This window comes from Apilactobacillus kunkeei (genome assembly GCF_001308195.1).
In the GTDB taxonomy this organism is placed as follows: Bacteria; Bacillota; Bacilli; order Lactobacillales; family Lactobacillaceae; genus Apilactobacillus; species Apilactobacillus kunkeei_C.
This window is the reverse complement of the sequence record NZ_JXDF01000017.1, coordinates 129,341-145,243: the sequence shown is the minus strand read 5'-3', so window position 1 is coordinate 145,243 and position 15,903 is coordinate 129,341. Positions and strand designations below refer to the sequence as shown.

Annotated in this window: 14 protein-coding genes and 1 other annotated feature; of the genes, 11 read left to right on the top strand and 3 right to left on the bottom strand. The window is 34.9% G+C overall.

Going from position 1 to position 15,903, the window contains the following annotated elements; genetic code table 11:
• Positions 1–47: 47 nt before the first annotated feature.
• The 3 genes from topA to RZ78_RS03870 all read left to right on the top strand — a co-directional run bounded on the left by topA (position 48) and on the right by RZ78_RS03870 (position 4,077).
• Positions 48–2,156: a type I DNA topoisomerase gene (gene topA / locus RZ78_RS03880; protein ID WP_054608185.1), complete on the top strand. Its 2,109-nt coding sequence runs from the start codon at positions 48–50 to the stop codon at positions 2,154–2,156.
• A 66-nt stretch (positions 2,157–2,222) separates the two neighbouring features.
• Positions 2,223–3,134, top strand: a complete 912-nt coding sequence (xerC, locus tag RZ78_RS03875) for a tyrosine recombinase XerC (protein WP_054608184.1) — start codon at positions 2,223–2,225, stop codon at positions 3,132–3,134.
• A 67-nt stretch (positions 3,135–3,201) separates the two neighbouring features.
• The gene (locus RZ78_RS03870; protein WP_237756980.1) at positions 3,202–4,077 is read left to right on the top strand and encodes an aldose 1-epimerase family protein; all 876 of its coding nucleotides are present in this window, start codon (positions 3,202–3,204) and stop codon (positions 4,075–4,077) included.
• 45 nt (positions 4,078–4,122) lie between these two features.
• Here the strand turns inward: RZ78_RS03870 and yidC are convergent, their stop codons facing one another.
• Together yidC and RZ78_RS03860 are read right to left on the bottom strand one after the other, a co-directional pair.
• Positions 4,123–5,052, bottom strand: coding sequence for a membrane protein insertase YidC (yidC, locus tag RZ78_RS03865; protein ID WP_054608183.1), 930 nt, complete (start codon positions 5,050–5,052; stop codon positions 4,123–4,125).
• A gap of 75 nt (positions 5,053–5,127) precedes the next feature.
• Entirely contained in the window at positions 5,128–5,403 is a 276-nt protein-coding gene (locus RZ78_RS03860; RefSeq protein ID WP_054608182.1) for an acylphosphatase, read from the bottom strand.
• A gap of 102 nt (positions 5,404–5,505) precedes the next feature.
• On the opposite strand from RZ78_RS03860, the gene RZ78_RS03855 reads away from it, so the two are divergent.
• The 8 genes from RZ78_RS03855 to greA all read left to right on the top strand — a co-directional run bounded on the left by RZ78_RS03855 (position 5,506) and on the right by greA (position 13,254).
• A complete protein-coding gene (locus RZ78_RS03855; RefSeq protein WP_054608181.1) occupies positions 5,506–6,276 on the top strand; it encodes a TrmH family RNA methyltransferase in 771 nt (256 codons plus the stop codon).
• 24 nt (positions 6,277–6,300) lie between these two features.
• Positions 6,301–6,828, top strand: coding sequence for a hypothetical protein (locus RZ78_RS03850; RefSeq protein ID WP_034535299.1), 528 nt, complete (start codon positions 6,301–6,303; stop codon positions 6,826–6,828).
• Positions 6,807–7,154 carry a winged helix-turn-helix transcriptional regulator gene (locus RZ78_RS03845; RefSeq protein ID WP_034530839.1) on the top strand — a complete coding sequence of 116 codons (348 nt, stop codon included), beginning with the start codon at positions 6,807–6,809 and terminating at the stop codon, positions 7,152–7,154. The genes RZ78_RS03850 and RZ78_RS03845 overlap by 22 nt, the downstream gene beginning before the upstream one ends.
• Positions 7,155–7,189: 35 nt before the next feature.
• Positions 7,190–7,408, top strand: a binding site (T-box leader).
• A 39-nt stretch (positions 7,409–7,447) separates the two neighbouring features.
• On the top strand, positions 7,448–8,488 hold the full coding sequence (pheS, locus tag RZ78_RS03840; RefSeq protein ID WP_054608180.1) for a phenylalanine--tRNA ligase subunit alpha: 1,041 nt from the start codon (positions 7,448–7,450) through the stop codon (positions 8,486–8,488).
• 12 nt (positions 8,489–8,500) lie between these two features.
• On the top strand, positions 8,501–10,912 hold the full coding sequence (gene pheT / locus RZ78_RS03835) for a phenylalanine--tRNA ligase subunit beta (RefSeq protein ID WP_054608179.1): 2,412 nt from the start codon (positions 8,501–8,503) through the stop codon (positions 10,910–10,912).
• 22 nt (positions 10,913–10,934) lie between these two features.
• Positions 10,935–12,059 carry an endolytic transglycosylase MltG gene (gene mltG / locus RZ78_RS03830; protein ID WP_054608178.1) on the top strand — a complete coding sequence of 375 codons (1,125 nt, stop codon included), beginning with the start codon at positions 10,935–10,937 and terminating at the stop codon, positions 12,057–12,059.
• Between the two features lie 21 nt (positions 12,060–12,080).
• Positions 12,081–12,755 carry a uridine kinase gene (gene udk / locus RZ78_RS03825; RefSeq protein WP_034530846.1) on the top strand — a complete coding sequence of 225 codons (675 nt, stop codon included), beginning with the start codon at positions 12,081–12,083 and terminating at the stop codon, positions 12,753–12,755.
• Positions 12,756–12,777: 22 nt separating this feature from the next.
• Entirely contained in the window at positions 12,778–13,254 is a 477-nt protein-coding gene (greA, locus tag RZ78_RS03820) for a transcription elongation factor GreA (RefSeq protein WP_034530847.1), read from the top strand.
• A 43-nt stretch (positions 13,255–13,297) separates the two neighbouring features.
• Here greA and RZ78_RS03815 read toward each other — a convergent pair whose 3' ends face one another.
• On the bottom strand, positions 13,298–15,895 hold the full coding sequence (locus tag RZ78_RS03815; RefSeq protein ID WP_054608177.1) for a YfhO family protein: 2,598 nt from the start codon (positions 15,893–15,895) through the stop codon (positions 13,298–13,300).
• Positions 15,896–15,903: the final 8 nt, after the last annotated feature.

Genomic DNA, 15,903 nt, shown 5'->3' with positions numbered 1-15,903 from the left:
AGCCTTTGGGAGATATTAAAAAAGAAATAAAATGACGAGGGATGTAAATGGCGACTACTACAAAATCAACAACAAAGAAAAAAAGACAGTCGGCAAAAAAGAAACTAGTGATTGTCGAATCTCCAACCAAGGCTAAAACCATTCAAAAATACCTAGGTAGAACCTACCGTGTTATTGCTAGTAAGGGTCACGTTAGAGATTTACCAAAGAGTAAGATGGGTGTAGACGTCGACAACGATTTTGAACCTCACTACATCTCTATTCGTGGTAAGGGTGAAACAATCAAGGAACTAAAGGCTGAAGCTAAAAAAGCCAAAAATGTTTACCTTGCATCTGACCCGGATAGAGAAGGAGAATCTATCGCATGGCATCTATCACACTTACTTGGCTTGAAAGAAGACGATAAGAATCGTGTTGCTTTCCATGAAATTACCAAGGATGCCGTTAAGGAAGCATTTAAGAACCCTCGAGAAATTGACATGAACTTAGTTGATGCTCAACAAGCTCGTCGTGTTTTAGACCGTTTAGTTGGTTATTCCATTTCTCCATTACTATGGAAAAAGGTTAAAAAGGGTCTAAGTGCTGGACGTGTTCAATCAATCGCTTTATGGTTGATCATCCAAAGAGAACGTGAAATCAAAGAATTCGTTCCAAAGGAATACTGGACCATTGACGCCGACATGAAGAAGGGTCGAGAAGCATTCAAGGCTAGTTTTTACGGAGTGAACGCTAAGAAGGCTGAACTAAACAGTAATGATGAAGTTAAAGCTGTGTTAGCTAAATTCGATAAGAGCAAACCATTTGAGGTTCAAAACGTTGTTAAAAAGGAACGTAAGAGACAACCTCAACCACCATTTACTACCAGTACAATGCAACAAGACGCCAACGTTAAGTTGAACTTCAAGACAGGTAAGACAATGATGGCGGCTCAACAATTGTATGAAGGTATCAATATTGGTAAAGATGGTAACCAAGGTTTGATTACTTACATGAGAACTGATTCAACTAGAATTTCTGCTTTAGCTAAGCACGAAGCATCCGAATTTATTCATGATAAGTACGGTGCAGAGTTTGCTGCAACTAAGCCAGTTAAGGGTAAGTTACCAGAAGGTGCCCAAGATGCCCATGAAGCAATTCGTCCAACTTCTGTTAAGAGAACACCGGCGAGCTTAAAGCAATACTTAACTAATGATCAATACAAGTTATACAACTTGATTTGGTCAAGATTCATGGCTAGTCAAATGACACCTGCTATCATGGACACCATGACAGTAGACATGGAACAAAACGGTGTTGATTTCAGAGCGAACGGTTCAAAGCTTAAGTTCGAAGGTTTCCTAAAGGTTTACAACAAGGGAAAAGAAAAAGACAATATCTTACCTGACCTAGCCAAGGGTGACGAAGTGAAGATGGCTAAGAACAATCCAGATCAACACTTCACTCAACCACCTGCCAGATACAGTGAAGCTAAGCTAATCAGAACACTTGAAGAAAACGGTGTAGGTAGACCATCTACCTTCGCTCCAACTTTGAGTACGATCCAAAAGAGATACTATGTTAAGTTAGTTGGTAGAAGATTCGAACCTACTGAATTAGGTGAAATCGTTAATAACATCATCGAAGAATACTTCCCTGACATCGTTAACATTGAATTTACTGCCGACCTTGAAAATAACTTAGATGAAATCGAAGAAGCTAAGCAAAACTGGGTTGAAGTGGTCGATAAGTACTTCAGACCATTTGAAAAAGAAGTTAAGAACGCCGAAAAGAACATGGAAGATGTTCAAATTAAAGACGAACCAGCTGGTTACAACTGTGAAGTCTGTGGTGCTCCAATGGTTATCAAGATGGGAAGATATGGTAAGTTCTATGCTTGTTCCAGATTCCCAGATTGTCGAAACACACAAGCTATCGTTAAAAAGATTGGCGTTACATGTCCAAAATGTAAGAAGGGCGATGTTATTGAACGTAAATCAAAGAAGAATCGAATCTTCTATGGTTGTTCAAGATACCCTGAATGTGATTTTGTTACATGGGATAAACCAATCGGAAGAGACTGTCCTAAGGATGGAAACTTCTTGGTAGAAAAGAAGATTAAAGGTGGTACCCAAGTGGTATGTCCTAACGGTGATTACGAAGAAGCCGTACAAAAATAGTTAATAGCCCCTAAAGATTTAAAACTCTTAGGGGCTATTAGTTTAATAAGATAAGAGAGATAGCCAATGAAAAAATATCAAGATGAAGAATTAATTGAATGGTACATGGAATATTTAATCAATGAACGTCAATATTCTGATAATACAGCAATTGCTTATCAATCTGATATCAATGAATTTGTAAAAACATTAGAGGAAGAAGATCGTAGCCTACAGCAAACCGATGATTTGGATGTTAGTAATTATCTTACGATTTTGAAGAAACGCGATGAAAGTAGAAATACTGTCATCAGAAAGATTTCATCACTTCGTTCTTTCTTCCATTTTTTGGAACGAAATGATGTCGTCTCACAAAATCCGTTTGATCAGGTGAACTTAAAAAAGCATCCTAATCATTTGCCTCGTTTCTTTTATCAAAAGGAACTATATGAGCTATTTGAAGCAGCGAAGCATGGTAAAAATGAGATGCTTAGTTACAGAAACTATGCAATTATTGAAATCCTATACGATACGGGGATGCGTGTAAGCGAATGTGTGAACTTACAGTTTAGCGATATCGACTTTGATAATCGGATTATTAAGGTAATTGGTAAAGGAAATAAACAAAGATACTTACCATTTGGTAGCTATTTGATTAAAGCGTTAAAGCAATATCAAACTAACTGTCGTGATTTGTTAGTTAATAAGTATCACAAACACCATGATTATGTTTTTGTAAACCAATACGGAGACGAATTAACGAGTCGTGGAGTAGAATACATCTTAGATGAGATTGTTAAACAAACATCTTTAACAACCAATATTCATCCGCATATGTTAAGACATACTTTTGCTACCGAAATGCTTAATAATGGTGCTGATTTAAGAACAGTCCAAGAATTATTAGGACATAGCAGTTTGTCAACGACACAAATCTATACTCACGTTTCTAATGAACATTTATTGCGTGATTATAATAAGTTTTTTCCAAGATCTTAACATAATAATTGCATAATGAAAGCGCTTTATTGTAAAATATAGTTATAAATTTGTTAGGGGGGAGACTATGATTAAAACAATTAGTAATGAATACCTAAAAGTGAAAATTAATACGCATGGTGCTGAAATTAACAGCGTTAAAAGTACTCATGGATTAGAATACATTTGGTCCGGTGAAAAAAAGTATTGGGCTCGTCATGCGCCAATTTTGTTTCCAATTGTTGGACGTCTAAAGGATAATCAATACACATATGACGGCAAGACTTATGAAATGGGTCAACATGGATTCGCAAGGGATATGGAATTTGATGTTTTAGACCAAGGTAGTGATTGGATTGACTTGCAACTTGTTAGTAACGAAGAAACTAAGAAGATGTATCCATTTGCTTTCAAATTAGTTATTCACTATCAATTGGATGATCATAAGTTGTCTACTAACATTAACGTGTTTAATACCGACACTAAAGAAATGTACTTTTCAGTCGGTGCCCATCCAGCATTCAACGTGCCATTGGTGAAGGATGGAAGTGAACAATATGACGATTATTCAGTTAAGTTCGCTAACAAAGGAACATATGATCAAATTCAATTTGATGTTCCATATGCCAACCTTGAAAAAGTCGAAAAAATTCAATTAGATCAACCAATTAAACTATCGCATGAATTGTTTTATGATGATGCTAAAGTGGTTGAAATTAAGAATAAAGAGTTTACCACTATTCTATCTAACGACGTTTCAGATCATGGAGTATCTATGACTGCCTACGATATTGAATACGGTGGATTATGGTCTGCAAAAGACGCACCATTCGTTTGTCTTGAACCATGGTGGGGAATTGCAGACGATGTTCATACAGATGGAAAGATTGAACATAAAGTCGGCATTAATAAGATTAGCCCAGACAAAAAGTTCACTGCTAAGTATGATTTATTATTCTTCTAAAAAATATGTAACAAAAAAACACCTTTTTAAAAGGTGTTTTTTGTTTTATCTATTTTGTTTTCCTGAATTACGTTTTCTCAAATCGTCATGAGTATCATGTTCATCAACTGTTTCGATTTGTTCAGGTTCATCTGATGAATCTTCTTCTTCTACATCGTGTAGAATGACTTTTTCATCGCTTTGCGCTTGAGCAGCTGCTTGTGCTGCAACTTCTGCTCTAATCTTTGGACGGTACATGTTAATGATTAATGTTTGTAAACAAGCAAACAAACCACTAATGAAGAAGTAAATACCTAATCCGGCAGGAGCACTGAATGTTACCAATACAATCATGATTGGTGTGAAGTATGCCATCATCTTCATTTGTTTCTTTTGATCTTCTGGAAGACCTAAAGTCATCAAGTATCCTTGAAGAACGTATGCTAAGAATGACAATACAACCAAGATTAAACTCTTGTCACCAAGTTTTACACCTAAGAACATAGTGTGTGAAACTTCTGGTGAGAAACGAATTCCGTTATATAAGGCAAGGTAAATTGGCATTTGAATGATTAATGGTAGACAACCAATACCACCGGCCATGCTAATGTTGTTATCCTTATATAGTTGCATCATTTCTTGTTGAATCTTCATTTGTTCTTCTTTTGAAGAAGCATTTTTTTGTCTTTCTTGAATTTCTTGCATCTTAGGCTTGATGAAGCTCATTTTTTCTTGCATGATAGTAGACTTCTTAGTTTGACTAATCATTGCAGGAAGCAAGATCATTCTAACAATGATAGTTAAAATGATAATCGCCCAACCATATCCACCGAAGAATCTAGCAATAAAGTCTAGAATGTGTTGACCTGGTAGAGCAAGGTATTCATATGTAAGACCATATGGTTTACCGTTTGAATCCACACGTACACATCCTGATAAGACTAAAGCCATTACTCCAATCAAAGATAGGGCACTGAATCTCTTTAATTTTTTCATTACAAAAAACCTTTCCTGTAAATTTCATTTACAATAATACCAGAAAATTGGAATTATATCAGATAAAAACCCGAATTATTTTATTATAAACCCTTTATCGTGAATTTCATTGATATTAGTTATTTTCATATTATCTACTCGTCCATAAGGTGTAGGTGAATCTTTAATTTTAGAAACGAATTCATCAACTATGGATGTTTCGCCGTTAACGTGAATCAAGACGCTTCCATCTCTTAAGTTTTGGACAAAACCATTTAGATTCATTCTATCTGCGACTTTCTTGGTACTGTATCTAAAACCAACACCTTGAACTCTTCCTAAAACAATGATTTCAATATTTTTATTGGTCATATTGATTCCTCCTTACTAAACAATAGTAACATATATGTTTTATTCGATTATTATGCTAAAATAATAGGAAAGATAAATAATTTAAAGGGGTCATATCCAGTAATGGAAAAAATTGTTTCTGCAAAAAATGAACGAGTAAAAAAATGGTCAAAGTTAAAAACTAAAAAGGGCCGTTTAAATAGTAACCAATACATTTTGGAAAGTTGGCATCTAGTATCTGAAGCGATTAATGCTAACCAAAACGTTGAAGTTGTATTAACTACAAACAAGCAATACGAACTACATCAAGCTGAAATTGATGCTTTTAACGGTGAAGTAATTGAAATTACCGACGATGTTTCAAAGGCATTGGGTTCAACATCAACTCCACAAGGAATCTTTGGAATTGTTGAATTACCAAAAGAGGATCATTTTGATTCATTAGACATGTTTGGTTCTTGGCTATTGCTAGACCAAATTCAAGATCCAGGTAACATCGGAACAATGGTTAGAACTGCAGATGCTGCCGGTTTCGACGGCGTTATCTTTGGTGAAGGAACATCCAGTCAATTTAATCCAAAGGTATTACGTTCAATGCAAGGCAGTCAATTCCATTTGAAGTTACTGGAAGGTGACCTACTTGATTGGATTGGCAAGTTTAAGGAAAACAATGTGCCGGTTTATGGAACAGAATTAAATCCTCAAGCAGTGAGTTATGATCAGATTGAAAAACAGGATGCTTTTGCCTTAGTAATGGGAAATGAAGGTAGTGGTATGCAAGATAAAATACTTGACCAAACCACTAAAAATTTATATATTCCTATCAAGGGAAAGGCAGAATCACTTAATGTAGCGATTGCTGCTGGAATCGCAATGTTCCATCTTAAAAAATAAATTATTGAGTTAGGAGATAGTATATTGAAAGAAGATGCATGGCGAAATGATAAAGAATATGTTAGCTATGTTTCTGATTTACTAAGCAGTCCAGAAGTCTTGAGACTAGATAACTATATCCAACATCATTCATCAACTCGTTTACAACATTGTATTCATGTGTCATATGAAAGTTATTTAATCGCTAAGAAATTCGGTTTAGATGCTAAAGCCACAGCCCGTGGAGGATTACTGCATGACCTGTTTTTCTACGATTGGCGAGTAAGCAAGTTCCGCTTGGGTTCCCATGCTTATATGCACCCAAGAGTGGCGCTTAGAAATGCTGAAAAAATAACTAAGCTAAACGATAAGGAAAGAGATATTATCACTAAGCATATGTGGGGATTGACTTTAACCAAGCCCAAGTATGCTGAGAGTGTGGTCGTTTCACTTATCGATGATTACGATGCTATTCGAGAATATTTCGCACCAAAATACCAAAATTTAAAAAACAAAATTAAAAATAGACACTATAAAAAGGAGGTTAGTTCATGGCAAAAGAAAGTCAAATGAGCACCACAATCGATTTTCATTTGTGTCCTAAGTTTGAACAAACTTTTCAAATGCTAGGTAAGAAATGGAATGGTTTAATTATTGAAACACTATTGGTCAATGGACCACAACGTTTCAAATGTATCGCAAACGTAGTTTCTAAGTGCAGTGATCGTGTATTAGTTGAAAGACTAAAGGAACTTGAAGAAGACGGTATCATTACTCGTAAAACATTTTGCGATTCTTCATTAATTCAATATGAATTAACTGAAAAAGGAGAAGCATTGGGTCCAATCATGGAACAAATTCATGACTGGTCAGATCAATGGTGTGATATTAACGATTAATCTTGACCGACTAATGTTTTTAAGATATTATTTAATTAAATGTGTTGAAGAAAAATTAGTAGGCGACAAACAATACAGAAAGACTGCATTTGATGAGAGTAGTCACAAGTCAGCTGAATTCATTTTCTGAACTGATATTGGGAGTTACAATTAACGAAAAATAATCCGGTATTCCACCGTTATGGATTTAGAGTGTATGAATTGCGAACCGCAATTTATAAACTAGGGTGGTACCGCGAAGCTTCGTCCCTTTTGGGATGAGGCTTTTTTTGTTGAAATGAGAGGAGAATACTATGTCATTAAAAGATGATTTAACCAAGTTGCGTGATGATGGAATTGCTCAAATAAATCAAGCAACCGACGTTAACGAAATTACTAAAGAAATTAAAGTTAATTTACTTGGTAAAAAAGGTCCAATTACTCAGGCACTAAGAGGTATTAAGGACTTACCAGTTGAAAAAAGACCTGAAGTTGGTAGTTATGCCAACGAAATCAGAGATGAAATTCAAAATGCCTTGGATGCAAAGTTAACAGAATTAGAAAACAAGGCCTTAGAAGCACAACTAGTTGCTGAAAAAATCGATGTTACTCTTCCAAGTACTCCAGTGGCTAAGGGACATCCACATGTTATCCAATCAATTATTGATGAAATTTGTGACATGTTCATCGGTATGGGTTACGAAGTTAAAAGTGGTCCAGAAGTAGAAGAAGACAAGTATAACTTTGAAATGATGAACCTACCAAAGGATCATCCAGCCAGAGATATGCAAGATACTTTCTACATTACTAAAGAAATCTTGATGAGAACTCAAACCTCTCCTATGCAAGCAAGAACTCTTGAAAAACACGACTTCAGTAATGGTCCATTGAAGATGATTTCACCAGGTGTCGTATACAGACGTGATACAGATGATCCTACTCATTCACACCAATTCCACCAAGTAGAAGGAATCGTGATTGATAAGAACATTACAATGGGTGACTTAAAAGGAACTCTTGAATACTTACTACACCAATTATTTGGTAACAAGTACGATATTCGTTTGAGACCAAGTTACTTCCCATTCACTGAACCATCAGTTGAAGCAGACGTTACTTGTTTCAAGTGTGATGGTAAGGGTTGTGATGTATGTAAGCACTCAGGATGGATTGAAGTCCTAGGTGCCGGAATGGTACATCCAAACGTATTGAAGATGGCCGGTGTAGATGCTGACGTATACGGTGGTTTCGCATTTGGACTAGGTCCAGATCGTTTTGCAATGTTGAAATACGGTGTAGAAGATATTCGTGATTTCTACCTAAACGATGTTAGATTTTTATCGCAATTTAATTAAGGAGAGATACTAATGAAAATTTCATACAATTGGCTAAAGGAATACATTGACTTAGATATTCCTGCTGACGAATTAGCCGAAAAAATTGAACGTTCATCAGTCGAAGTTGACTCTGTTATCAAACCTAGCGATGGACTTAAAAAAATCGTTGTAGGTAAGATTGTGGAAATGGAAAACCATCCAGATTCAGATCACTTACACATTTGCCAAGTTGATGTTGGTGAAGACGAACCAGTTCAAATTGTCTGTGGAGCTCCAAATGCTCAAGTAGGCAAGAATGTTATTACAGCATTATCTGGTGCCAGAGTTGCTGATAACATGAAGATTAAAAAATCAAAGATGCGTGGAGTTCAATCCAATGGGATGCTTTGTGCACTAGATGAAATTGGTTACCCTAAAGATGTTGTGCCAAAGGAATGGGCCGACGGTATTTACTTCTTACCAGAAGATGCTACCTTAGGTGACGATGTTTACAAGTATCTTGGTATGGATGACGCACTAATTGATTTAGATGTAACTCCTAACCGTGGTGACATGCTAAGCATTTACGGTACTGTTCATGATTTAGCTGCTATCTACAATAAGTCAGCTAAGTTTGATTTAGATAAGGTTAGCGAAACTTCAGATAAATTGACATCTGATCAAGTTCAAAGTGATGTTAACGAAGAAATTGCTTGGACATACCTAAACCGTGTTGTTAATGATGTTGAAGTAAAACCAAGTCCACTATGGATGCAAGTTAGACTTTGGAATGCCGGAATTAAACCAGTAAATAACATTGTTGATATCACAAACTACTCAATGCTTAAATTTGGTCAACCAATGCACGCATATGATTTAGATAAACTTTCAGGAAATGTATCAGTTAGATACGCTAATGATGGTGAAAAGATTACTACTTTAGATGAAAACGAAGTTGAATTAGATTCAAACGATTTAGTAGTTGCTGATGACAACGGCCCAATCGCAATGGCTGGTGTAATTGGTGGTATGGATAGTTCAATTACTGCTGATACTAAGAACGTATTGTTCGAATGTGCTATCTTTGACCCAATTAAAGTTAGAAAAATGGCTAGAAAACACGTTATTCATACTGAAGCATCTCAACGTTTCGAACGTGGTGTAGATCCAATGGCTGTTGAAGATGTTTTATCTTCAGCTAGTGAAATGGCAAGAGAAATTGCCAACGGTTCAGTTACAAGTGATGTTTTAGTTGGTAGCAAGTACGATGCCAAGAAGGCTGTTATTGAAATCTCAGTTTCTCGTATTAACCATGTCCTAGGTATGGAATTAAGTGCCGCTGATGTGACAGATATTTTTGAAAGACTTGGTTTCGAAGTTAAGGCTAATGGTGATGATTTAGTTGTTACAATTCCAACTAGACGTGGTGATATCCATATTCAAGCTGACTTAATTGAAGAAGTTGCTAGAATTTACGGATACGATAACCTACCAAGCACCTTACCAACAACTACTATGACAACTGGTGGTTTAAATGCTGAACAACAATTAATCAGAGACAGTCGTCATATTCTAGAAGGTTTAGGTTTAACTCATGCCATCTCATATGCTTTAACTACTGAAGAAAAAGCTAAGATGTTCATGATGGGTGAATCAGCACAAACTGATTTAAGTTACCCAATGAGCAGTGATCACACTACATTAAGAATGAACCTAGTTTCAGGACTTTTAGATGACATTGCTTACAACAAGGCTAGAAAAGTTGATAACGTTGCCTTATACGAACAAGGCCGTGTTTTCCATAAGGAAAATGCAGATGTTGTTAAACCAGATGAAATTGAACATTTAGCTGGTGCAATGACTGGTTCACTAGTTGATAATTCATGGAACCAACCTGCAAAGAACGTTGATTTCTTCCAAATTAAGGGAATTGTTAACGAATACTTGGAAACAATTGGTCTAAACGGTGAAATTAGCTATGTTGCTAACGAATCTTACCCAGAAATGCACCCAGGTAGAACTGCTGATATCTTTGTTCACGGTCACTATGTTGGTTTTGTGGGACAAGTTCATCCAAAGATTGCAAAGCAATTTAAGATTAATGAGACTTATGTCTTTGACCTAAACCTACAAACAATCATTGACTTACCTAAGAAAGAACAAAGCTACGAATTAGTTTCAAAATATCCTTCAATCAAGCGTGATATCGCAATGTTAATCGATAAGGATGTTGAAAACGATTCAATCGTTAAGGTAATTGAAAAACGTGGTGGAGCATACTTAGTAGATGTTAAGTTGTTTGACTTATACGAAGGTGAACATGTTCCTGAAGACAAGAAGTCATTAGCATATTCATTAACATTCCAAAACAAGCATGATACTTTGGTTGATGATGATGTAAATAATGCAATGGACAAAGTGCAAAGAAATCTTGAAAAAGAATTCAATGTAGAAATACGTTAATTTTTAAATGGAGGAAATGGATTTGAATGAAGAAAAGAACTCCAATGATTTCGAAAAGAAGCACACTAATTTAGGCAAAAAGATTTCACTAAGTATTATCGCCATCTTAATAGTTTTGGGGATTTTTATATTTATTCTTGGACATCAATACGTTAAAGAATCACTAAAACCATTGAATCCTAAGGATAAAGAATTAATTCAAGTTCAAATCCCAATGGGTGCTTCCGATAAGAAAATTGGATCAATCTTACAAGAAAGTAAAATTGTCAAAAGTGGTTTAGTATTCGACTATTTTGTTAATAGTCATAACTATTCTGGTCTAAAGGCGGGTTATTATGAACTTTCACCTTCAATGAGTTTACAAAAGATTGCTGACAAGTTGAAAAAGGGTGGAACAGCTCAACCGCTACAAGGTAAATATGGTCGCTTGCTTGTTCGTGAAGGTGATAACATCGATGAAATTGCCCAATCAGTAGAACAAAGCAGTCAATATTCAAGTGCTGACTTCAAAAAGCTAATGAAGGATACTGATTTCTTGAATCAATTGAAGAAAAAATATCCTAAGCTTTTAGATTCAGCATTTAAGGCTAAGAATAGAAAGTATGTGTTAGAAGGATACCTATATCCAGCCACATACAATTCACAAAAGAACGTCACCTTGAAACAAATTGTTAACCAAATGGTTGCAAAGACTAATTATGAATTTAGTCCATATTTCAAGGAAATAAAGAAACAAAACCTAACAGTCGATGAAGCAATTACTTTGGCTTCATTTATTGAACACAATCATGTTGATAAAAAAGATCAAGAAAAGATTGCGGGAATATTATATAATCGTCTAAATAGTAATTTACCTCTTGAAGTGCAATCTTCTATTAGGTATGCTAATGGTAAAGTTTCTGGACAAAAACTTTCAAAGAAAGATTATGATGCTAATACCCCTTATAATTTATATAAGAATATTGGATTCCCACCTAGTGCAATTAATAACCCAACGGTTAAGTCACTAGATTCAATTTTGAATCCAAAGGATATGACTACTTTTTATTTAGCATATAGTGTTAATATGAATGATAAGAAGGTTAAGTATTATAATTCAGATAAAGATGTCGATGACTTAATCGGCAATGATAGTGTTATGAGATAAATCGGTTATGGAGAGATTATTATGGTAGAAAAGAAAAAGCGTCCCGTTGTTATTGGTGTTACTGGTGGTTCAGGTAGTGGTAAAACTACTGTTAGTCGTGCCATCTTTAACCAACTATTGGGTCATTCAATTATGATTTTGCAACAAGATTCTTACTACAAGGATCAATCACATAAGACAATGGCTGAAAGAGAAGAAACTAACTACGATCATCCATTAGCTTTTGATAGTGACTTATTACTAGAACATTTGAATAAGCTTCTAAACTATGAAGCAATTGAAAAACCGGTTTATGACTACACTAAATTAAATCGTAGTACTGAAACAGTTACTCAAGAACCACGTGATGTTATCATCCTAGAAGGAATCTTAATCCTAGACGACAAGCGTCTTAGAGATTTAATGGACATTAAGGTGTTCGTTGATACTGACGACGACATTCGTATTTTAAGAAGAATTCAAAGAGATACCAAGGAACGTGGCAGAACATTGGATGAAGTTATCCAACAATACTTGGAAACTGTTCGCCCAATGTACAACCAATTTGTTGAACCAAGTAAGCGTTACGCAGATATCATCGTTCCAGAAGGTGGTAAGAACCAAGTTGCGATTGATTTATTAACAACTAAGATTCAATCAATCTTGGTAAAACACGGTAACAACAAGGTTTTCAATAATATTGATACAACAATCTAATTAATTTAAAGGAGAGTTTATAATGGCTAAAGATGAAAGCTACCCAATGACAGTCGAAGGTAAACAAAAACTTGAAGCTGAATTGGAAGATTTAAGATTAAATCAACGTCCACAAATCATTGAAAGAATCAAGATTGCCAGAAGTTATGGTGATTTATCAGAAAATTCTGAATATGAATCAGCTAAGAACGAACAAAGTATGCTAGAAAGCCGTATTACAACTGTAGAACACATGCTACAATACGCTGACGTTGTTGATAACGATGACGTTGAAAGTGATATGGTAAACGTTGGTAAGAAGGTTACTTTTAAAGAACTACCAGATGAAGACCCAGAAACTTACCAAATCGTTGGTGCTGCTGAAGCAGATCCATTGGAAGGTAAAATTTCAAACGATTCACCAATTGCTAAAGGGCTATTAGGCCACAAGGTTAACGATGAAGTAGTTATCGAAATTCCTGCCGGTGACATGAAAGTTAAGATTATTTCTGTTGAATAACTTTATAAAATAAAAAGGACTCGTTTAGACGAGTCCTTTTTTATTATCTTTTTTTCTTGTAAATATAAAATCCAACTACAAACAGCAAGGTTAGTACTGAGATTGTTATTCCAGCGTTTAATCCTGAAGGATAGAATGATAACTTGATTTTGTGTTTGCCGACTGAAAGATTATTAAAACCAATGAATTCATCATTGATCACCTTAATAGGGTGTTTCTTACCATCGACAGTCAACGTCCATCCATTGGAGTATGGAATTGAGGTTGCAACGGCTTGACGCTTTGTAGATACGTTAATATCAGCAGAAACGGTATTACCGTTAAGTTTAATATTGTTGTTTTGTTTTCTAATTGCCTTTGTTTCACTTAGGAATTTAGGTAGGTTTAAGGAAGCGATATTAAACTCGTTAGTGTATACTTTGCCGTTTAATAGCTTGATGGTAATTTTATTATCCTTGTTGTTTGGCAAGCTTACAACGAAAGTACTTTGAAATTCGCTTGGAAGGTTTAATTCTTCACCATTAACCTTAATGCTACATTTTTGTTGATTCATTGAAGCTGGAACTATCATGTAAGGTACCTTGTTATTTTGGTGCTTATACTTGATTACGATTTCGCCATCTTTTAGAAGATTGTTTTTAGCGATTACTTGGTTGTTTAAGCCAGTTAATGCATTAGTGTTTTCAGAAAGAATAGTGTAGTGCATGTTTTCATTGAACACGTCGCTATTATTACCAGTGACTTGTTTAACCATCGAGTTTTGGTACTTAATAGGATCTGATGCAATGATTTTTGAAAATACATTATCAGATGCTGTGTAAACAAGTGGGAATGCATTGTTTGATTTAAAGGTTTGGAAGATATCTATCTTTTGCACATCATTATTGACGATATCATAACGATTGCTACTCTTTTGAATCATCGGATATGTCTTATTGTAGTTAATCGTATTAATGAAGTACTTAAATGAAAGTAATGAGTCAGTTACGATGGTTCCGTTTGAATAATCAATTGATCCGGTAGTATATGCATTACCAATCTTTTGGTTGAAATCCGGTGTTGATTTTCTAAGTGTCGATGAGAATGTCGAACCACCGTAAAAGTTTGATTCGATTGGATCATCTCTAGTTCGATAGAAATCTTTACTGATTCGATAGAAACTATTATCCTTTTGTTTAATATCATTCACGTGACGATTTAATGTTGCTGTGTACTTCATATAATCATCATTTGATACATAACTAATGGCGTTTAAGGAATTAAACGCGTTCAGTCCCGTATCACCAATTGCAATAACTACCAAGCAAAGTAGGTAGTACTTATTGTACTTGTTTGATACATGGATAACGATAAAACTAATGGCAACAAATGCCAATGAAATTAAATACTTGGTTAGTGATAAGTAGTTAAAGCTATTGATGTTTAAAGCTGTATAAATTAAACCAGCAATTAAAATAACCCCGGAGATGATAATTTCTTTGATGTTAATGTGTCCAGCTTGCTTATCCAAACCAATTGCAGCGATATATATAATCCAAAAGCAAAAAATAAATGAAAAACGGTAAGGATACCAAATTGGAAATTGCATTGCGTGCCATAGTAAATCTAATGGTTCAAAGAACATCGAAACAATTAGGATAACTGTGATGGCAAGTGCAGTGATTTTTCGTTTTAACTGAATTTGTTTATTGCAGAAGAATATTATGAAACCAATTACGGCAATCGCACCAATAAAGATGTTAGGGTAACCGCTTGGCATTTGAGAAAAGTTGAAGCTACCATCAAAAAGTTTACTTATCATTTTCAATGGGCTATATTCAACCTTCCACTTAAATGTTGATAGAGTATATGCACCTTTACCGTTTTTAAGTTCGATTAGGTTTGGTAAAAAGATGAATGCTGAAAGCAGTAATGATACGAAATAGCTAACACCAATCGAGATTAATCTACCAAGACGCATTTTTAACGAATGGTCATCATTGATTAACTTGCCAATTACATAGATAACAGAAAAAATCGTAATCATGTATGCAATGTAGTAGTTAATGACTAACATTGCCGTGTAACTAATAATGAATAGACTATATTTGTTGTGTTTAAAAATTCGATCAATACCCATAATGATAATTGGTAGTAGGATAACACCATCCAACCACATTACATTTAATTGGTTAGCAATCATCCATCCATTAAGAGCATAGGTAATTGCCATTGATAAAATAATTAGGTCTTTTTTGATACCTTTATGTTTTAGAAAAATGCTGAAAGTTAATCCTGATAAACCGTATTTAAATAGTGTTATCAAAAGAATTGAAAAGTTGATAAACTTAGCAGGGATGATTAATAAAATGATATTAAGCGGACTTAATAGGTAATATCCCCAAATTCCAATCATTTCTCCACCATATCCGTTTGAAAATGAGTATAATATGCTATGTAGGTCTAAAGATAGAATTGTTCGACGGAAATATGCGAATAAATCTACATATTGTTGACCTAGATCCACAGTTAAAATGCTACTATTTCCAAATGGAAACATATTGCGGTAAGCAAAATAACATGACATAATAATAAATGGAATAAAAAAGCTTAATAAGTATAAGCGGTGTTTTTTTATGATTTTTTTAATTGAATTAATCATAGTTAATA

Coding starts and splice junctions, on each gene's coding strand:
- topA (WP_054608185.1), top strand. CDS start 48: ATGGCGACTACTACAAAATCAACAACAAAGAAAAAAAGACAGTCGGCA.
- xerC (WP_054608184.1), top strand. CDS start 2,223: ATGAAAAAATATCAAGATGAAGAATTAATTGAATGGTACATGGAATAT.
- RZ78_RS03870 (WP_237756980.1), top strand. CDS start 3,202: ATGATTAAAACAATTAGTAATGAATACCTAAAAGTGAAAATTAATACG.
- yidC (WP_054608183.1), bottom strand. CDS start 5,052: ATGAAAAAATTAAAGAGATTCAGTGCCCTATCTTTGATTGGAGTAATG.
- RZ78_RS03860 (WP_054608182.1), bottom strand. CDS start 5,403: ATGACCAATAAAAATATTGAAATCATTGTTTTAGGAAGAGTTCAAGGT.
- RZ78_RS03855 (WP_054608181.1), top strand. CDS start 5,506: ATGGAAAAAATTGTTTCTGCAAAAAATGAACGAGTAAAAAAATGGTCA.
- RZ78_RS03845 (WP_034530839.1), top strand. CDS start 6,807: ATGGCAAAAGAAAGTCAAATGAGCACCACAATCGATTTTCATTTGTGT.
- pheS (WP_054608180.1), top strand. CDS start 7,448: ATGTCATTAAAAGATGATTTAACCAAGTTGCGTGATGATGGAATTGCT.
- pheT (WP_054608179.1), top strand. CDS start 8,501: ATGAAAATTTCATACAATTGGCTAAAGGAATACATTGACTTAGATATT.
- udk (WP_034530846.1), top strand. CDS start 12,081: ATGGTAGAAAAGAAAAAGCGTCCCGTTGTTATTGGTGTTACTGGTGGT.
- greA (WP_034530847.1), top strand. CDS start 12,778: ATGGCTAAAGATGAAAGCTACCCAATGACAGTCGAAGGTAAACAAAAA.
- RZ78_RS03815 (WP_054608177.1), bottom strand. CDS start 15,895: ATGATTAATTCAATTAAAAAAATCATAAAAAAACACCGCTTATACTTA.